Raw genomic sequence first — 17,304 nt, 5'->3', positions numbered from 1 at the left:
AGGGGGGCACGCAGCCGGTTGACAGGCTGCGTGCCCCAGAGGGGTGCGGGCCGCACCCTGCCGCCAGACGCGCTCCATCGGGTAGCAGGATTGGCGGGGCTGCAAATCCTGCAAAGACGCGCCTCGGTAGGAATGGTTCAGCGCGGACGCTTGCCGCCGCGGGGGCGAGGCAGCTTGGGGCCGGAACGCGAGACGTTTCGGTTAACCTGTCCATCGCTGCGCGTGGTGGTGCGGCTGCGCGAACCGACCACATTGCCGGCACTGTCGGTCACGGTCTGGCTGGCGGAGGAGTTGCCCTGACCGTCCCGGCTGCGCACGCCCGACAGGCCATAGGTTTCGCCTCCGCGTCCGGTGGCGGTGCCGGCAAAGGTCGAACCGTTTTCCGTGCGGGTGCGCTCGCCCGAAAGCGTGCGGGAATTTCCTTGGGGACCGGTCTGCACCACGTCGATGGTCGACCCGGTCTCGGTGCGCTGTCGTACGGCGGTGCTGGTTGCGGTGTTGCCGGTGTTGAGATTGGTCACTTCCCGTTCGCGCGTTGCCGTGCCGGTTTCGGGGTTCACCGTGGTCGTGGTCGAGCCACTGGAATTGGGGCCTTCAAAGGTGCGGGTGCGGGTCTGGTCCTGGGCTGCCGCCGGGAGCGCCATCGCCAGTGCGGTGAGCATGGCGAGCATCTGGGGGGTCTTCTTCATGGCGAATTCCTCATCCGTTTCGTGACTTGGGTGTGTCTTTCCGCCGCGTCGGGGGTATGCGACGGAAGACACAGTGGAAACGGGAGAAGCGCGCCGACCCTTCGCGCTTGAGGTGCCTTTTTCGCTCAGCGTGGCGGTTCGGCGGAAGGCGTATCGGTTTGGGAGGGAGACCCCGGAGTTTCCTGAGCCTCAAGCGCGGGATCGAGCGCGTCAGCCTCGGCCGGGCCGGTCTGGCGCAGCCTTTCCTCGCGGCGCTTACGCCAGGCTTCCATCAGCTCGCGGCGCTGCTCGGGCGGGAGCTGGCGGAACGCTTCGCGGCGCTGTTCGGGGCTCATCTGCCGCAGACGCTCAAGCCGTTCGCGCCGCTCCGGCATTTGCGCGTCATCGCGCATAGGCCGAACGATATCTTCGCGGGTCAGTGCCTCGCCCGCCTCGACCCGCTGGCGCAGCTCCTCGCGGCGCGCTTCGATACGCTCATCCAGCAGGCCTTCACGGCGGCTGCGCACTTCCTCTATGCGCGCCCGGACGCGCGCCTCTTCCTCGGGGGTGGGCAGCGGCAGACCGGCAGCGGCGCGACGCTCTTTCTCGGCCGCGATACGCTCCTCGATGCGCAACCGGCGCGCCTCGACCCGGCCCTGCCGCACCTCGTCGATCCGGCGGAAGGCCTCCCCCAGCTCTTCTGGGGTGTCGATCGGGCCCACTATCCTGACCGGCGCGAGCGCGGCGGGTGCAGGGTCGGCAGGCGGCGCGGATGCCGGATCGGGAGAGGTTGCGGCAGCGGTTGCGGGTACCTTTTCCTTGCCGGTGATGCTGGCCCAGACCTTCTCGGGAGAGGGTACCGGCAAACCGACCCGCTCCAGCATCCCGGTCGCAGCCGCCGCGCTTGCCAGCGCGCCGAAGCCGACCACGCCGATGGCGATGCGCCGTCCCAGCCGCCAGCCGCGTGCGCCGCCGCCGCCGGATCGGCGAAGCGGGGGCAGCGGTGCCAGCGTTGCAGGGTCGCGCGCTTGCGCAGCGGCCAACACCTTGTCGGCAAATTCGGGAGGCAGGTTGGGCACCGCGAAGGCATCGAGCGCGCCTGCCAGCGGGCTGCCGCGCGCGACGGGTTCGCCCTCGCCCTGTTCGTTCACGCTCATCGCGCTTCTCCCTGACCTTCGAAGGCCTGCCTCAGCGCCGCACGGGCGCGATGAAGCAGGCTTTCGAAGGCCTTGATGTTCATGTCCATCGCCTCGGCCGCCTCGGCATTGGGCAGGTCCTCGTAATAAGTGAGCACGATCGCGGCGCGCTGGCGCTCGGGCAGAGCCAATACCAGCGCGCGCGTTGCACCATCGCGCTCGTCCGCCTCGATCATCGCATCGGCAAGCGGCGCCTCGTCGGCCCGTTCGGGCACCTCCTCGCCCGACACTCGCCGCGCCAGCCGCAGCTTGTCGATTGCAAGATTGGTCGTCACCCGCCCCAGCCATCCGGACAGGCGCAGCGCCCCGCCGGCAGGCGTGCCCGCCGGGTGGCGCGCGGCAAGGCGCGGTGCGTGGTCCCACAATCTCAGCATCGCTTCCTGCACAATGTCCTCGGCCTCGTGGGGATTGCCGACCATCCGGTAGGCGATCCGGTTGAGTTGACCCGCGTAACCGGCGATCACCTCGCGCAGTGCCACCGGGTCGCGCGCAGCCAGACGCGCCACCAAAGCGGCATCATCGGCCCGGGAGGCCGGAGAAGAAGGCTCGCCGCTGGCGGTCATGTCTGCGCGCAATTGGCCCCGTGTCCGGTTGCTTTTGGTCGACTGCTTGCCGGATCTAACGCGGGACGCTGCGAAACCCTTCGCACCGCGTCACGCACGCGGCAGGCGCAGTTCGACCAGCAGCCCGCCAAGATCCTCGCTGGTGCCGAGAGTTACGCTACCACCGTAGATTTCCGCCACGTCGCGTACGATCGCAAGGCCCAGGCCCGTGCCCGGCTTGCCCGTATCGAGCCGCGCGCCGCGGTCGAAAATCCGGACGCGCTCGGCCTCGGGTATGCCGGGACCGTCATCCTCGATCCAGATCAGGCATTGGCCTTCGCGGGCCTCGGCAGTGTCTTCATCGGGATCGATCGTCACGAAAACGCTGCCCCCGCCATATTTGGCGGCGTTCTCAATCAGGTTGCCGAGCATCTCGTCGAGATCCTGCCGCTCAATGGCGACTTCGGCGCTGCGGTTGCCGGCAATGTCGAGCCGTCCGTCCGGATAGAGCCGTTCCACCGCGCGGCGTACCGCCTCTGCGCTGGCAAAGACATTCGTGCGCGAATGGCCGACCGCACGCCGGCCCACGGCGCGGGCGCGGGCGAGGTGGTGGTCGACATGGCGCTGCATCGTGCGGGTCTCGCGCATCACCGCCTCGCCGAGATCGGGCGCGCGCGCGGTCGCGGCATTGGTGAGCACCGTGAGCGGGGTCTTCAAGGCATGGGCAAGATTGCCCGCATGGCGGCGGGCTTCCTCGGCCTGGCGTTCGGTATGTTCTAGCAGCGCGTTCACCTCATCAACCAACGGCTGCACCTCGAGCGGAAGCGGCTCGGCGATGCGGTTGGCGCCGGTGGCGCGCAGGTTCTGGATCGCCGCGCGCACGCGTCTGAGCGGCGAAAGGCCATAGCGGATCTGCAACAGGGCCATGACCAGCAGACCCAGGCCGAGGACGGCAAAACTCCAGATCAGGATCAACCGCACCCGGGAAATCTGGGTGTCCATCTGCTCAGTCGCGCTGGCGACCGCAAAGGTCCAGCGGGTCTCGCTGCCGGGCAGGACAACCGTGCGCTCGGCGATTCTGAGCGGCTCGCCGGCGAACTGGCCGGAATTGTAGAAATGCACGTCGCTGTCGAAATGCTCGCCCTGAGCGGTCACGCCCTCGAGTTCCAGCGTCCGGTCCCACAGGCTGCGGGAAGGCCACGGTTCGTAATCGCCGCCGCTGATCTGCCAGTAGAGCCCGCTACCCGGTTCAAGAAAACGCTGGTCGCCGAGCGTACGGTAGAAATAGACCTCGCCGCTGGCGTCGATCTCCGCCGACGCAATCATCGCGGTAAGGATGTAGTCGAGCTGTTCGTCGAAATTGCTTTCGACTTCGGAGGTAAGCGTGCGTTCGAGCGCGATGCCGCCACCCAGCAAAAGGACGAAAATCCATCCCGCGGCGATCAGCACCATGCGCCGCGCAAGACTGGCGCGCGGACGCATGGCCGGGGATCGCGCCGTCAGGGCGGGCGCGCCGGTATCCTCGCCCGCAGGCAAGGCCGCACGCGCTTCGCCGTCCTTAGGCGCGGGGCGCGTCGGCGGGGTCGTCGAGGCTGTAACCGAGGCCACGGATCGTCGTTATCACGTCTGCGCCGAGCTTCTTGCGGATACGGGTGACAAACACCTCGATGGTGTTCGAATCCCGGTCGAAATCCTGGTCATAGATATGCTCGATCAGTTCGGTGCGGCTCACCACCTTGCCCTTGTGGTGCATCAGGTAGCTGAGAAGCTTGTATTCCTGCGCGGTGAGCTTGACCGGCTCTCCGGCAAGCGTCACGCGTCCCGAGCGCGTATCCAGCCGGACGTTGCCGGCGGTAAGTTCGCTTGACGTATTGCCAGAAGCGCGGCGGATCAGGGCGCGCAGGCGGGCGATCAGTTCTTCGGTCTGGAACGGCTTGGCGAGGTAATCGTCCGCACCCGCATCCAGGCCTGCGACCTTGTCCGACCAGCTGTCGCGCGCGGTGAGCACCAGCACTGGAAAAGTGCGCCCCTCGCGCCTCCACATGCCGAGCACGGTCAGCCCGTCGATCTCGGGAAGACCAAGATCGAGGATCACCGCGTCGTAATCCTCGGTAGAGCCCATGAAATGCCCGTCCTCGCCATCGGCCGAAAGGTCGACGGCATATCCGTGATGCTCCAGCGTCGACTTGAGCTGCGCGCCCAGCGTGGGCTCATCCTCGACGATCAGAATTCGCATGTTCCACCATTTCCTGCTGTCTTGACGACGGTTTGGTGCGCTTTTGCCGCGTCAGCGTCAAGCAAGCGCAGGAGCCTGACCCGTCGTCTGTCCCCCGATCGCGCCAGCTCTCAGCGCGAGCGACCGATGACGCGGCCCGTGCGGGCATCGACATCGACATAGGTCACACGGCCATCGCGGATGAACTTGAGACGATAGGCCCGCGCCGTCGGATCATAGGCTGGCCCAAGATATTCGCTGCCGCGCATCTGCGGCAGGATGCGCCGCTCGATCTCGCGCAGCGACAGGTGCGTTCCAGCCTGCGCCTCGCGCCGCGCCTCGCCCTGATCGTTGCGCGGCGGCTCGCGCCCCGCTGCCGGCGCGACAAGGCCGGCCAGCGCAAGCGCGGCGATCACGCCGGCAAGAAAGGAACGGATGGTCTTCATCACGCCTTCATGCCTAGCCGGCCAGCCTTGAACAAGGAGTGAATGAGGGCTCACTGGTCCCTGGAGGCCTCCTCGTTCACCAGTTCATAGGTGATGGCAATGCTGATCCCGGTTGCCACCATCCCGGGCTGGACCGGTGGCGGGGGAGCGGCCGAAGGCATGTCGGCCGCCGCGCGCATCATTACCCGCTCGGGCATCGGCCCGCTGTTTGTCAGGCGCTCGCTGACCGACAACACCCGCGCCCCATCATAGCCGAGCATTTCGGCGTAGGAGTTGGCGCGCTCGGCAGCGCGCTCGATCGCCCGCTTCCTTGCGGCATCCTTGGCAGCGGCATCATCCTCGATGCTGAAATTCGGGCCGGAAAGATCGGTCGCACCCGCCTCCACCAGCGCATCGAGCACCTTGCCGGTGTCCTCGATCCGGCGCAGGTTGACGCTGACCCGGTTCGAGGCCTGATAACCGCGGAAAATCTGGCGCTGGCCCTCGCGGTCGTAATCATAGCGGGCATTGAGATTGATGCCCGTGGTCTGGATGTCCTTCTCTCCAATGCCCAGCGCCTTGATGCGCGCGATCACCTTCTGCATCTCGACCGAGTTCATCCGCAGCGCCTCGACCGCGCTCGGCGCTTCGGTGGACACGCCCGCACCGATGGTGGCCATGTCGGGCGCGACGGTGACGGCTTCGTAGATGTCGAGCTCGATCACCGGGCCGCTCGCGTCGATCTCGACATTGGCGGCGTGAACGGGCAGCGCCGCGGGCAGTGCCAGCGTACCGGCGGAAAGCAGCGAAAGGGCAAGTCTGGTCATGGCAGGTTCCTCCAAAGCCCGCGCCATTGGCGCAAGCGAGCTTTCCGCGCACTGAACCGCCTTGGCAGGTTCCTGACAAGTCCCTAGGTGGCACGAGACCATGGCTCAACCCCCCATCCTCTCGCTCGAAGGGCTCGCGCTGCAGCAGGGCGGGCGCTGGCTGTTCGGCGGCCCGACGCCGACGAGCGGCGCAGCGCCGATCGATCTTCATGTCCTCCCCGGTGACCGGCTGGCGCTGATCGGGCGGAACGGCGCGGGCAAGACGACGCTGCTCAGGCTGATCACCGGCAGGATCGAGGCCGACCGCGGGGCACGCCGGTTGAAGCCGGGCACGCGCATCGTGTTCCTCGAACAGGAGCCTGATTTCGCTCCGTTTGCCACGCTGATGGACTTCGCGCTGGGAGGCGAGGATGCTCCTGCGGCACACGAGGTAGAGGCGATTGCCGGCCAGCTCGGAATCGATATGTCCCGCCCGGCTGCCACCGCCAGCGGCGGCGAAAGGCGCCGAGCGGCCATCGCCCGCGCGCTGGCGCAAGAGCCCGATCTGCTGCTGCTGGACGAGCCCACCAACCACCTCGATCTGGGTGCGATCGACTGGCTGGAGGACTGGCTCACCCGCTATCGCGGCGCGTTCATCACTATCTCCCACGACCGCACATTCCTGAAGCGCCTGACCCGCGCGACCCTCTGGCTCGACCGCGGCACCTTGCGGCGCAAGGAGGTCGGTTTCGGTGGCTACGAGGCGTGGGAAGAACAGGTCTATGCCGAGGAAGCCCGCGCGGCGGAACGCCTTGATGCCAAACTGAAAATCGAGGCGCACTGGTTAGAGCGCGGGGTCACCGCAAGGCGCAAGCGCAACCAGGGCCGGCTGGAGAAACTCCACCAGATGCGCGCCGCACGCGCGGCGATGATCTCGGGCGCGGGGACGGCGAAGCTGAAGCTCGCCAATGACGACGACTTCAAGTCCAAGTCCGTCATCGTCGCAGAGGCCATTTCAAAGACTTACGGGGAGCGTGCGGTCATCAAGCCGTTCTCCCTGCGCATCCAGAACGGCGACCGCATCGGGATCGTCGGCGCGAACGGAGCGGGCAAGACCACCCTTTTGAAATTGCTCACCAAAGAGCTCGAACCCGACACCGGCACCGTGACCCACGCGCGCACGCTTTCAGGGGTGATGATCGACCAGCAGCGCAAGCTGCTCGAACCCGATGCCACGGTGCGGCAGATCCTGGCCGAGGGCGGCGACTGGATCGACGTGCGCGGGGTGCGCAAGCACGTGCAGGCCTATCTCAAGGATTTCCTATTCGATCCCGGCCTCGTCGACACGAAAGTGGGCATCCTGTCGGGCGGCGAACGCTCGCGCCTGCTGCTCGCCCGCGAATTCGCGCGCACTGCCAATCTCCTCGTGCTGGACGAGCCGACCAATGATCTCGACCTTGAAACCCTTGATCTTCTTCAGGAGGTCATCGCCGATTTCGACGGCACCGTGCTGATCGTCAGCCACGACCGCGACTTCCTCGATCGCACGGTGACCATCACCCTGGGCCTCGACGGATCGGGCAAGGTGGATATTGTCGCGGGCGGCTATGCCGATTGGGAAGCCCGCCGCAAGACGCCGCAACCAGGGGGCAAAGCGGGGGTTAACGGGGGTCAAGCGCGGGTCAACACTGGGTCGGAAAGGGGTCAGAAGCCTGTTCCTACAAAGCCCTCCGCTGCCCCCAAACTTTCCTACAAGGACCAGCGCGATTACGAAATCCTGCCCAAGCGGATCGAGGAACTCGAAGCCGCCATTGCCAGGGGCGAGGCGCTGCTGGGCGATCCCGAGCTTTACACGAAAGACCCGCAACGCTTCGCGACCATCAGCGCGGGGCTAGCCAATGCCCGGGCCGAGAAGGACGCAGCCGAGGAACGCTGGCTGATGCTGGCGGAAATGGTCGAGGGCTAGCTCTCCCGACGCATCAGGTGATGCGATAGAATTCCGCCACACGCTCCAGCGCGATCCGGAGCACCAGCTTGCCGCTTCTTGCGGGCCAGCCGAGGGTCTTTTCCGCTTCCGGCAGGGCTTCGCCCGCACAGACCACACGCCACAGGATATCCTCCAGCCCCCTGCCGGCCGCGCGGATCGCCCCGTCGAACCGCTGGCGCGCCGCGATCTGCCTTTCACTGGACGCCAGCCCCCGTTCGCCGGTGGTCTTCACCCGCACCGGATCCCAGCGCATGGTAATGCTGGCGGAAAGCTGCGCGCGTTCATAATCGGCCCGCAGCGCCTCGCCCGCATCGAACAGGCGATCATCCAGATGTCCGCGGGCGTGCAGCCAGGCCAACGGGCTTTCGGCAAGGTTGACAGTGATCGTGCGGCGCGGCCTTGCCCCGCCCTTGACCGCCCCCCGGCGCGGGCCTTCGGGCGTCAGTTCGCGTTCGACCAATTGGCGCTTCATGATCTTTTCCTCCCTTGTGAACGCGAAGCGGCTTGCCAAAGCGGCATATCTGTAGGAAAGAAAAATCCATATTGGTTAATTCAGGGATGCTTACCCGATGCTCAACCGCATTCGCGACATCCGCAAGGCCAAGGGAATGACCCTCGCCGATCTCGCCGCCGCGTGTTCTCCGCCCACCACCGCGCAGACCATCGGGCGGCTGGAGACGGGGATGCGGCAATTGTCGCTCAAGTGGATGGACCGGATTGCCACCGCGCTTGAGGTCGATGCGGCCAGCCTGATGCGCGCCGACAGCGGCGAGAGCGCGCGGATCGTTGCCCGGCTTGCCGCAACCGGACCCGAGGCGCTCACAACCCCGCGCGAGGCCGTGCTGCCGAGCGAGCTGGTGACCGCCGACGGCCCTGCCCCGCTGGTGCTCGCCGTATCGGAGAGCGTGGGGGAATATCGCCCCGGCGATTTCCTGTGGCTGCGCCAGCTTGCGCCCGAGGACGCGGCCAGCGCGATCAACCGTGACTGCCTGCTGCCGCGGCCGGGAGGACGCTTTGCCTTCGGGCGGCTGATCGACCGGCGCGGCACGCTGGTCGGGTTGTTGCCGCCGGGCGCGGGACAGAAGCAGGTGGTGGTGGATAATCCGGCCTGGATTGCGGTCGCGGTGATGCTGGTCAGGCCGCTTTAACCGGCAGGGGGGCAGGACAACCGGCGTGAAGCACGTTGTGGCCATTTCGACGCTCTACCCCAACCCGGTCAATCCGCGGTTCGGGACCTTCGTCGCGCGCTCGCTGGAGACGCTGGCGAAACGCGGCGACTGGCGGGTAAGCGTTGTGAACCCCATCGGCCTGCCGCCGCTGGCGCTGGGCCGCTACCGCCCGCTCGCCGATCTGCCCGAGGTGAGCGAGGATGGCGGGATAACCATCCACCGCCCACGCTTCACGCTGGTGCCGCGCATCGGCGCGCGCCGCAACGCCGCCGCGATTGCCCGCGCCTGCCTGCCGCTGGTCGGGCGCATCCACGAAGCGACGCCGATCGACGTGCTCGACGCGCAGTTCTTCTTCCCCGATGGCCCCGCCGCCGCCGAAATCGCCCGCAAGACCGGCCTGCCGCTGTCGATCAAGGCGCGCGGGAGTGACATAAGCTTCTGGGGGACACAGGATTTCGCGCGAGCCCAGATGCTCGACGCGGCGCGCGCGGCCACCGGGCTGCTGGCGGTGAGCCGCGACCTTGCCGGGCAGATGGCGGCGATGGGCATGGATGAAGGCAAGATCACGGTGCATTATACCGGCCTCGACCGCGACCGCTTCCGCCCGCTCGAGCATACGCAGTTGCGCAGCCAGCTGAGCCGCGAGCTTGGGTTCGACATGCCCGACAACGCGCCGCTGCTTGCCTGCGTGGGCGCACTGATCGAACGCAAGGGACAGGCGATCGCAATCGCGGCGCTCCGGGACATTCCCGGCGCGCGTCTGGTGCTGGTCGGCAAGGGCGAGGACGAGGCGCGCCTGCGTGCGCTGGCCGCGAGCGAGGGTGTGGCCGACAGGGTGTTCTTTGCCGGATCGCTCGATCACGACGTGATGCCGCTGATCCTTTCGGCCGCCGATGTGATGGTGCTGCCGACGGTGAGCGAGGGGCTGGCAAATGCCTGGGTCGAGGCGCTTGCTTGCGGCACGCCGGTGGTCACCAGCGACGTCGGCGGCGCACGCGAGCTTATCACCTGCGACACTGCCGGACGGCTGGTGGAGCGTAGCCCCGAGGCCGTGGCGGCGGGCATCAATGCCGTGCTCAACGCCCCGCCCCGGCGCGAGGCCGTTGCCGCGCTGACCGAGGGTTTCAGCTGGGAAGCCAACGCGGCGGCGCTGGCGGCGCATTATGAAAGGCTGGCGGGCGCGGCCTGAACCGCGCCGCCCCTCACACCTCGCCGCGCGCGATCTTTTCCTGCCGGTCGGCGGCGCTTTCGGTCGGAACGAAACTGTTCGAGGTGACCCCCATCCAGATCAGCAGCGGCCCTGCCATGTAAATCGAGGAATAGGTGCCGATGAACAGGCCGGCGGTGATCGCCGCGACCATACCGAACAGGCTTGGCGGGCCGAACACCAGCAGCGGGATCAGCGCCACGAACAGTGTCAGCGAGGTCATGATGGTGCGCGCCAGCGTCTCGTTCACCGACAGGTCGAGCAGTTCGGGCAGCGGCATCTTGCGGAACTTCTTCAGGTTCTCGCGGATGCGGTCGTAGACGACGATCGTATCGTTCAGCGAATAGCCGATGATCGCGAGGATCGCGGCGACGATCTGCAACCCGAACTCCCACTGGGTGATGGCGAACAGGCCGAGCGTCACCGACACGTCGTGGAACAGCGCGAACAGCGCGCCGACGCCGAACTGCCATTCGAAACGCACCCAGATGTAGATCGCCACCGCCAGCATCGCCGCGACCAGCGCGAGGATCGCCGAATCGCGGAATTCGCCCGCGACCTTGCCCGAAACGGTGTCGTTCCCGTCAGTGCGGGCATCGGGATATTGCTTGGCGATCGCGGCGATGACTTGGTTGCCGATTTCGGTCGCGGCGCCGGGAGTTTCCTCCGCGCCTTCGGGTAGCGGCACGCGGATCGAGACCGATTGCGGCCCGCCGAATTCCTGCACCACCGGCTCGCCGTAACCGAGGCCGCCGACCAGCTCGCGCAAGGACGGGATCGGCGCCTGTTCGCGCTCCTCGAAGGTCAGGCGCACTTCCTGCCCGCCGGCAAAATCGACGCCGAAATTGAGGCCCTGCGTGAGCACCGCCGCCCAGCTGCCCGCGATCAGCACGATGCTGAGCACGAAGAATGGCACGCGCAGTTTCAGGAACTTGATGTTGGTATCGTCGGGGACGAGTTTCAGGAGTTTCATCTGTCTCGCTCCTTCAGATGGTGATGTCGCTGGGCCGCGCCTTGCGCAACCATCCGGCAACCCACATGCGGGTGAGCATCACGCCGGTGAAGACCGAGGTGAACAGCCCGCCCACCAGCACCACCGCGAAGCCCTTGACCGGCCCCGATCCGAAGGCGAACAGCGCGAGGCCGGCGATGAAGTTGGTGAGGTTGGCGTCCCAGATCGCGCGGCTGGCTTCCTTGTAACCGGTTTCGACCGCGGCGATGACCTTGCGGCCGCGCTTGCGTTCCTCGCGGATGCGCTCGTTGATCAGCACGTTGGCGTCCACCGCAGCACCGATGGTAATGACGAAACCGGCGATCCCCGGTAGCGTCAGCGTGGCGTTGAGCCCCGCCATGATGCCGAGCAGCATCAGCACGTTGAACACCAGCGCGATCGTGGAATAGATGCCGAAGCGACCGTAGCTCGCGATCATCAGCACCACCACCGCGAGACTGCCGATCGCCATCGCCAGCAGGCCCTTGCGGATCGAGTCCGCGCCAAGGTCAGGCCCGACGGTGCGTTCCTCGACGATCGCGAGGTCGACCGGCAGCGCACCCGAACGCAGCGAGATGGCAAGGTTGTTCGCGCTTTCGGAAGTGAAGCTTCCCGCGATCTGGGCGCGCCCGCCGAGGATCGGCTCGTTGATATTGGGTGCGCTGATGACCTCTCCGTCGAGAATGATGGCAAAGGGCTTGCCCACATTCTCGCGCGTCAGCTTGGCAAACTTGGCCCCGCCCTGCGCATCGAAGGTGATGTTGACGACGTTCTGGTTGTTGGTCGGATCGACCCCGGCCTGCGCGCCGGTGAGATTGCCCCCGCCGATGCCGCCCAGACGGCGCACCGCTTCGAACCGGCCCTCGAAGGGCGTGCCGGCCGCATAGGGAAAGATCTGGCTGCCCGGCGGGGCGATGCCGGCCTGCACGTTTTCGGGCAGGGCATTCAGATCGACCAGCTTGAATTCGAGCTTCGCCGTCTGGCCAAGCAGGCTTTTCAGCGCCTCGGGATCGTCGAGCCCGGGAACCTGCACCACGATGCGGGTGTCGCCCTGCCGGATGATGGTCGGCTCGCGCGTGCCGAGTTCGTCGATGCGGCGGCGCACGACTTCGGTGGCGCTTTCCATCGCATCGTCAAGCGCGGTGTCGATGCCGGCCGCCGTCGGCCTGAGCACGATCCGCTGCCCGTCGACCACCGACAGATCCCAGTCGCGGGTCAGGGTGTTGCCCTGCAGCACCGGTTCGAGCAGTCCGCGCGCACGGTCGATATCGCCGGCACTGTCGAGCATGAAGCTCATGCGCCCGTCGCCGGTCGAGACATCGCCGATGCGGATGCGTGGGCGCGCGTTGCGCATCAGCTGGCGGACGGTTTCTTCCATGTTCTCGAGCCGCTGGGCGCGGATGTCCTCCGCCTTGGCTTCGAGCAGCAGGTGCGAGCCACCGGCAAGGTCAAGCCCGAGATTGACCTGCGGGTTGGGCAGGCTCGACGGCCAGTCCAGTCCCGAGACGTTGAACAGCGAAGGCAGCGACAGGGCCGCGGCGGCCAGCGTCAGCCCCCACAACCAGAGCTTTTTCCATAAGGGGAATTCGAGCATTGCGTCAGAAACTCGCGCGGAGGTGTGCGGCAGCCGGCATCATGCGGGCCGATCAATCGTTGGCGGGGGTGCCACCGGGCGGAATGATGTCGCCAATGGTGGCCTTGACCGCCTTGACGCGGACATTGGTGCCCAGTTCCAGCTCGACGAAGGTATCGTCGACCTTGACCACCTTGCCGACGAGCCCGCCGGCAGTGACGACCTGATCGCCCTTTTTCATCCCGGCGACCTTTTGCTGGTGTTCCTTCTGCCGCTTCATCTGCGGACGGATGATAAGGAACCAGAAAATCGCGATCATGCCGACGATCGGCAGGAAATTGATCCATGCCGGCGGTGCTGCGGCAGCGCCCGTTCCGGCGGCGGCGAGAAGGTCGATTGTCATGCGATAAAGCCCGTCAGGATCCCGTAATTGCTGTGCGGAGCGCGCGCCCCTTCGTTCAAGTGGGCGCGCCTAGCAGCATTGCAAGCGGGCGGCAATCGCGCCCCTTGCGAGCGGTGCAATCGGGCAACACCGCATTCGCTGCCAAACCCGCTTGCAAGCCTTGGACGCGCGCCCTATAGGCGCCGCTCCACTGGAACGGGACGTAGCGCAGCCTGGTAGCGCATCACACTGGGGGTGTGGGGGTCGGAGGTTCGAATCCTCTCGTCCCGACCAGTGGAAAAATTCTCCGATATCGCGATGAACGAAAGACCGGTCGGCCTTGCGGGGCCGTTGGCCCCGATGTCGCCTATGAACGTGGATGCAGCTAGCAGCCCTTAAAGGTTGCGGCCCACGACCTCGAAGCTGTCGCCCGCCGCGCCCACGCTGTCGCGCACCACCGCCACGCCGGCTTCCTTCTGCGCTTTCAGTTCGGCCTTCAGCTTGGCCGGATCACGCGCGAAGACAAAGCCGAAGCTGACCCCGCCTTCCTTGCCGATGGTCGCATGGTGGAGCTTGTGCGCCTGCACCAGCCGCTTGGCATAGCCCTTCCTCGGAACCCACTTCCAGTAACGCTGGTGAACGAGGCCATCGTGAACCAGCGTGTAGATCAGGCCATAAAGGGTAACGCCAACCGCCACCCACCACAGCCATTCCCACCACAGCGAGCCGACGATATACATGACGGTGCAGATCGCACCGAATACGACGGCGAACAGATCGTTCTTCTCCAGCACATTGTCATGCGGTTCGTGGTGGTCGCGGTGCCACGCCCAGCCCCATCCATGCATGATGTACTTGTGCGCGTACCACGCGAACAGCTCCATCCCAATCAGGGCGGCAAGGACGATGGCGGCGGCTTCGAGCCAGCTCATGCAGGCACCTTCTCAATCAGTTCGGTCTCAATCACTTCGGGGCGCCCCACTCCGGCCCGGCGCGCGCCCGGCAGCGCCCACCACGGCACATCGGGGCGGCGATGGTGTTCGAGATGATAGCCGAAATGGAAACAGGTGGCGAGGCTGGCAAGCGTTCCGAAATCCTCGCTGCGGGTATTGTGGTGGTCGGAAAAGGGCATCGCTCCCGCGTTTTCCGCGCCCTCGCGGGACAGATGGCGGTGTGGGCGGAAGGTGCCGAAATAGAACAGCTGCAGCGAGGACCCGAGCGCCGGAAGGCCGTAAAGCAGCACGATCTGCACCATCGGAATGCCGATCACCAACCAGTAGATGCCCACCACCGTGTGGACGAACAGGATCGAACGCCAGCCGAAATAACGCCGGAAAAAGGTGGCATACCAGCGCCAGAAGTCGTCCGGATGCTCCTCGTCGAAATCGGGATCGCCCGCGTGGCCTGCGAGCCTGTGGTGGGTATGGTGCGCATCGCGCAGCCGCTCCCAGGCAAAGCCCGCATAAAGCGCCAGCAACACCGTGCCGATCGCACCGTTCAGCTTAGGCCAGCCGGGCACGAGTGTGCCGTGCATCGCATCGTGGCAGACGATGAACACCCCGACCGACAGCCAGCACTGGACAGCGGCCATGACCAGCGCGAGCGGCCAGTTGCTCCACGTCAGTTCGAAAACGAACATCGCATAGGCATGGATCGCCAGCCAACTGCCCGCGATCACCAGCGCCAGCACAAGGCCGACAGCGCCCAGAAAGCCGCGTGCAGGAAGGATGAAGTGCGCCTTCATATCAGGAGAATACGCAAGCTCTGCCCATGCAGATGCCTATAAAGCGGATGAGCGAAACAGCAATTGCGTTTGCGCAAACATGAAAAAGAGCGGGAGACAGATTGCTCCGCCTCCCGCTCCATTGGGCCGTTGGGATAATATTGGGTCGGCCCGACGGCGGCCAGCTGGGGCTACTTGCCGCCAAAAGTGATCACCAGCGAGCCATAGAAGGCATTGTCCCTGAGATCGGAAGCGAACCGCCCCTGGTAACCGATCCGGCCGGTCACCCGATCATTGAACAGTGCCGCAAGGCTCACCCCTGCCATGACCGAATCCCTGTCGGAGCGCGGCGATGACGTGGTGAAGAGAGCATTGCCCGGCGCATCGGCGAACGACTGGCGGGTGCTGAATACGCCGCTGTCATCGTGGCGATAGGCGACTTGGGCTTCGGGCACGACCATGCCGAACTTACCGGCCCACTTCACCCCGGCAAGGAACGAGGTGTCGTCCTGGCTCTGCCCGGCAAAGGCGAGGTTGGCGCCGCCCACGCCGGCTTCGTCAAAGGACTTCATCTTCACGTCGGTATATTCGAGCCCGAGGAAGGGTGTGACCCATGTCTCGCCCACGGCGAAGCGTGCCCCGCCTTCGGCATAGACCGATGTGACGCGGAAGTCCGGCCGGGCCGCAATCAAACCGGCGGTGCTGAGCACCCCGACCGACCGGACCGCATCGCCATCGAGCGCCGAATAACTCGCATTGGCGCGGATGTAGAAGTCGCCCGCGTCGTAACCGGCCAGCAAGCCGAGCTGATAGCCGTCGGTGTCCACCTCGCCGCCATAAAGGTCGAACTCGCTGTCGACGCTGCGATACCCGCCATAGGCGCCGAACGTGAAGTTGCCGGTGGTGTAGTTGACGCCCAGCAGCGCATGGCCGCCATCGCTGCGGTGCCCGATGCCGTTGCCGTCGCTCTGCACGCGGGCATCATGGATGGTGCCGAGGGCCCACAGGCCGAAACCGTCGTCCTGATCGCGGCAGGGATCGATACCACCCTTGTTCACGGCGCAGTCGATCTGGCCAGCCACCAGCGTGCTCAATTGCAGCGAGTTGTTGCGCAATGCCTGCATGTGGCCGGCATATTGCGAACCGCTGAGCTGGTTCATCGCGTCACCATAGGCCGCCGGATCATCGATCAGGAACAGGTTGCCCAGCAGCGTCCCGAAGTCGCCGCCCTGCATCGGGCTGTAGACCTGCTCGATCGCGCCGGCCGCAGCCGCCTCGTTCGGGCTCAAGCCGGCGACCGCATTGAATGCCACGCGGTCGATCCTGATATCGACGTTGCTCGACGCATCGTAGGACACGCTCGGTGCCAGCAGCACCGATCCGGTGTTGGTGGTGACCCCGGCAAACTGGCCGGTCAGCGTTGCCGCATCGATGATGTCCTCGAACACATAGGCATCTTCATACAGGCCGCCCGGCGTGTTCATCACCAGCACCAGATTGGCGCCGCCGATGCTCGCCGTGTTGGCGTTGACATAGGGATAGGCCATCTGCGCATCCGCCGCCATCGTCGAACTCGGCAGTTGCAATTGCAGCGTGCTGCCGCTTGCCAGCGTGAAGCTGTCGACATTGACTCCCGCCGGACCGCTATAGGACGCATTGCCCACCGGCTGATCGACCAGATAGAGCGTCGCACCACTGGCCACGGACAGGCTGCCGGTGAGCGAGCCGACCGGCCCCGCCGCAAGCAGCGAGAAGGCCTCCATCATCGGCATGCCGGGGTTGACGATACCGTCCAGCGTCGTCGTCCCGCTGGCGATCGTGACCGTGTCATCATCGCTCAGGACGATATTGCCGTAGACATTGCTGTTACCGGTAAAGCGGATGTCAACGCCGTTGGGCGCTTCCAGCGTGTCGATCGCGATGCCGCGCTGGAAGGTCGCGCCGCCATCATTGCTGACGCGGGCGATGATGGTGCCGCCGTCATTGACGATCGTCATGCGGTCGTCCTCGCCCGGCAGGATCGGCGAAATGTCGAAGTCGGAGACCAGGATACCCGTGGCCCGCGACAAGCCGCCATTGGTGATCGCGGTCACACGGATGGTGCCGGAATTGGTCATGGTCGCGGTGTTGACTGCCGAGCGGAAGTGCACACCCAGCGCCTCGGCGAAGGCGAGCGGCCCGTCGTCCATTCCGCCGGTCGCCGTGGCATTGACCGCGAGCGTGCCGCTGTTGGTGAGGGTGCCGGAAATCCGGTTGGTGAAGCCCTCCCAGGGATCTTCCACCTCCTCGGCCAGCGGCTGGACATCAAGCGTGGCGAAACCGGGCATGCTGGCGTCGAGCACCGCTGGCTCCTCGCCGCCATGGCCGCCACCGCCGCCGCCGCCGCCGCCACCGCCGCCGCCGCCGCCGCCACCGCCACC

At 66.1% G+C, this 17,304-nt stretch carries 17 protein-coding genes and 1 tRNA gene; 4 read left to right on the top strand and 14 right to left on the bottom strand.

Annotated elements, in window-relative coordinates; all coding sequences use genetic code 11:
- Positions 1–137: 137 nt before the first annotated feature.
- From I603_RS00090 to I603_RS00060, 7 genes are all read right to left on the bottom strand, one after another.
- Positions 138–689, bottom strand: a complete 552-nt coding sequence (locus I603_RS00090; RefSeq protein WP_068861801.1) for a hypothetical protein — start codon at positions 687–689, stop codon at positions 138–140.
- Positions 690–814: 125 nt separating this feature from the next.
- Positions 815–1,825 carry a hypothetical protein gene (locus I603_RS00085; RefSeq protein ID WP_068861800.1) on the bottom strand — a complete coding sequence of 337 codons (1,011 nt, stop codon included), beginning with the start codon at positions 1,823–1,825 and terminating at the stop codon, positions 815–817.
- Entirely contained in the window at positions 1,822–2,427 is a 606-nt protein-coding gene (locus tag I603_RS00080; protein WP_068861799.1) for a sigma-70 family RNA polymerase sigma factor, read from the bottom strand. Before I603_RS00080 ends, I603_RS00085 begins: the two co-directional genes overlap by 4 nt.
- A 90-nt stretch (positions 2,428–2,517) precedes the next feature.
- Positions 2,518–3,888, bottom strand: coding sequence for a sensor histidine kinase (locus I603_RS00075; RefSeq protein ID WP_068862459.1), 1,371 nt, complete (start codon positions 3,886–3,888; stop codon positions 2,518–2,520).
- A gap of 76 nt (positions 3,889–3,964) precedes the next feature.
- The gene (locus I603_RS00070; RefSeq protein ID WP_068861798.1) at positions 3,965–4,642 is read right to left on the bottom strand and encodes a response regulator transcription factor; all 678 of its coding nucleotides are present in this window, start codon (positions 4,640–4,642) and stop codon (positions 3,965–3,967) included.
- A gap of 110 nt (positions 4,643–4,752) precedes the next feature.
- Entirely contained in the window at positions 4,753–5,067 is a 315-nt protein-coding gene (locus tag I603_RS00065) for a PepSY domain-containing protein (protein ID WP_198157195.1), read from the bottom strand.
- 50 nt (positions 5,068–5,117) lie between these two features.
- Positions 5,118–5,873: an SIMPL domain-containing protein gene (locus I603_RS00060; RefSeq protein WP_068861796.1), complete on the bottom strand. Its 756-nt coding sequence runs from the start codon at positions 5,871–5,873 to the stop codon at positions 5,118–5,120.
- 100 nt (positions 5,874–5,973) lie between these two features.
- Here I603_RS00060 and I603_RS00055 point away from each other — a divergent pair, with 100 nt between their 5' ends.
- Positions 5,974–7,818 carry an ABC-F family ATP-binding cassette domain-containing protein gene (locus I603_RS00055; RefSeq protein WP_068861795.1) on the top strand — a complete coding sequence of 615 codons (1,845 nt, stop codon included), beginning with the start codon at positions 5,974–5,976 and terminating at the stop codon, positions 7,816–7,818.
- 13 nt (positions 7,819–7,831) lie between these two features.
- On the opposite strand, the gene I603_RS00050 is transcribed toward I603_RS00055, so the two are convergent.
- On the bottom strand, positions 7,832–8,311 hold the full coding sequence (locus tag I603_RS00050) for a DUF6456 domain-containing protein (RefSeq protein ID WP_068862458.1): 480 nt from the start codon (positions 8,309–8,311) through the stop codon (positions 7,832–7,834).
- 97 nt (positions 8,312–8,408) lie between these two features.
- Between I603_RS00050 and I603_RS00045 the strand changes: the two genes are divergently transcribed.
- Both I603_RS00045 and I603_RS00040 read left to right on the top strand, forming a co-directional pair.
- A complete protein-coding gene (locus I603_RS00045; RefSeq protein ID WP_068861794.1) occupies positions 8,409–8,987 on the top strand; it encodes a helix-turn-helix domain-containing protein in 579 nt (192 codons plus the stop codon).
- A 25-nt stretch (positions 8,988–9,012) separates the two neighbouring features.
- Complete coding sequence (locus tag I603_RS00040) at positions 9,013–10,197, top strand: glycosyltransferase (RefSeq protein WP_068861793.1); 1,185 nt, start codon at positions 9,013–9,015, stop codon at positions 10,195–10,197.
- A 13-nt stretch (positions 10,198–10,210) separates the two neighbouring features.
- Here I603_RS00040 and secF read toward each other — a convergent pair whose 3' ends face one another.
- The 3 genes from secF to yajC are packed head-to-tail and all read right to left on the bottom strand — an operon-like array spanning position 10,211 to position 13,182.
- Positions 10,211–11,188: a protein translocase subunit SecF gene (gene secF / locus I603_RS00035; RefSeq protein WP_068861792.1), complete on the bottom strand. Its 978-nt coding sequence runs from the start codon at positions 11,186–11,188 to the stop codon at positions 10,211–10,213.
- A 13-nt stretch (positions 11,189–11,201) separates the two neighbouring features.
- Complete coding sequence (gene secD, locus I603_RS00030; RefSeq protein ID WP_068861791.1) at positions 11,202–12,800, bottom strand: protein translocase subunit SecD; 1,599 nt, start codon at positions 12,798–12,800, stop codon at positions 11,202–11,204.
- A 52-nt stretch (positions 12,801–12,852) separates the two neighbouring features.
- A complete protein-coding gene (gene yajC / locus I603_RS00025) occupies positions 12,853–13,182 on the bottom strand; it encodes a preprotein translocase subunit YajC (RefSeq protein ID WP_068861790.1) in 330 nt (109 codons plus the stop codon).
- Positions 13,183–13,378: 196 nt separating this feature from the next.
- On the opposite strand from yajC, the gene I603_RS00020 reads away from it, so the two are divergent.
- Positions 13,379–13,455 (top strand) — tRNA-Pro (locus I603_RS00020).
- Between the two features lie 101 nt (positions 13,456–13,556).
- Here I603_RS00020 and I603_RS00015 read toward each other — a convergent pair.
- The 3 genes from I603_RS00015 to I603_RS00005 form a co-directional block, all read right to left on the bottom strand.
- Positions 13,557–14,093: a sterol desaturase family protein gene (locus tag I603_RS00015; RefSeq protein ID WP_068861789.1), complete on the bottom strand. Its 537-nt coding sequence runs from the start codon at positions 14,091–14,093 to the stop codon at positions 13,557–13,559.
- A complete protein-coding gene (locus I603_RS00010) occupies positions 14,090–14,905 on the bottom strand; it encodes a fatty acid desaturase (protein ID WP_068861788.1) in 816 nt (271 codons plus the stop codon). The genes I603_RS00015 and I603_RS00010 overlap by 4 nt, the downstream gene beginning before the upstream one ends.
- A gap of 170 nt (positions 14,906–15,075) precedes the next feature.
- On the bottom strand, positions 15,076–17,304 hold a 2,229-nt coding region (locus I603_RS00005), incomplete at its 5' end, for an autotransporter family protein (RefSeq protein WP_157090847.1).

It is taken from the genome of Erythrobacter dokdonensis DSW-74 (genome assembly GCF_001677335.1).
GTDB classification, from domain to species: Bacteria; Pseudomonadota; Alphaproteobacteria; order Sphingomonadales; family Sphingomonadaceae; genus Erythrobacter; species Erythrobacter dokdonensis.
The sequence above is the reverse complement of the archived record's forward strand: the minus strand, read 5'-3'. Positions and strand labels throughout refer to the sequence as shown.

What these genes read in the sequence shown, in the direction of transcription:
- secF (WP_068861792.1), bottom strand. Translation starts at nt 11,188, where the DNA reads ATGAAACTCCTGAAACTCGTCCCCGACGATACCAACATCAAGTTCCTG.
- I603_RS00050 (WP_068862458.1), bottom strand. Translation starts at nt 8,311, where the DNA reads ATGAAGCGCCAATTGGTCGAACGCGAACTGACGCCCGAAGGCCCGCGC.
- secD (WP_068861791.1), bottom strand. Translation starts at nt 12,800, where the DNA reads ATGCTCGAATTCCCCTTATGGAAAAAGCTCTGGTTGTGGGGGCTGACG.
- yajC (WP_068861790.1), bottom strand. Translation starts at nt 13,182, where the DNA reads ATGACAATCGACCTTCTCGCCGCCGCCGGAACGGGCGCTGCCGCAGCA.
- I603_RS00070 (WP_068861798.1), bottom strand. Translation starts at nt 4,642, where the DNA reads ATGCGAATTCTGATCGTCGAGGATGAGCCCACGCTGGGCGCGCAGCTC.
- I603_RS00010 (WP_068861788.1), bottom strand. Translation starts at nt 14,905, where the DNA reads ATGAAGGCGCACTTCATCCTTCCTGCACGCGGCTTTCTGGGCGCTGTC.
- I603_RS00075 (WP_068862459.1), bottom strand. Translation starts at nt 3,888, where the DNA reads ATGCGTCCGCGCGCCAGTCTTGCGCGGCGCATGGTGCTGATCGCCGCG.
- I603_RS00055 (WP_068861795.1), top strand. Translation starts at nt 5,974, where the DNA reads ATGGCTCAACCCCCCATCCTCTCGCTCGAAGGGCTCGCGCTGCAGCAG.
- I603_RS00060 (WP_068861796.1), bottom strand. Translation starts at nt 5,873, where the DNA reads ATGACCAGACTTGCCCTTTCGCTGCTTTCCGCCGGTACGCTGGCACTG.
- I603_RS00085 (WP_068861800.1), bottom strand. Translation starts at nt 1,825, where the DNA reads ATGAGCGTGAACGAACAGGGCGAGGGCGAACCCGTCGCGCGCGGCAGC.
- I603_RS00015 (WP_068861789.1), bottom strand. Translation starts at nt 14,093, where the DNA reads ATGAGCTGGCTCGAAGCCGCCGCCATCGTCCTTGCCGCCCTGATTGGG.
- I603_RS00045 (WP_068861794.1), top strand. Translation starts at nt 8,409, where the DNA reads ATGCTCAACCGCATTCGCGACATCCGCAAGGCCAAGGGAATGACCCTC.
- I603_RS00065 (WP_198157195.1), bottom strand. Translation starts at nt 5,067, where the DNA reads ATGAAGACCATCCGTTCCTTTCTTGCCGGCGTGATCGCCGCGCTTGCG.
- I603_RS00080 (WP_068861799.1), bottom strand. Translation starts at nt 2,427, where the DNA reads ATGACCGCCAGCGGCGAGCCTTCTTCTCCGGCCTCCCGGGCCGATGAT.
- I603_RS00090 (WP_068861801.1), bottom strand. Translation starts at nt 689, where the DNA reads ATGAAGAAGACCCCCCAGATGCTCGCCATGCTCACCGCACTGGCGATG.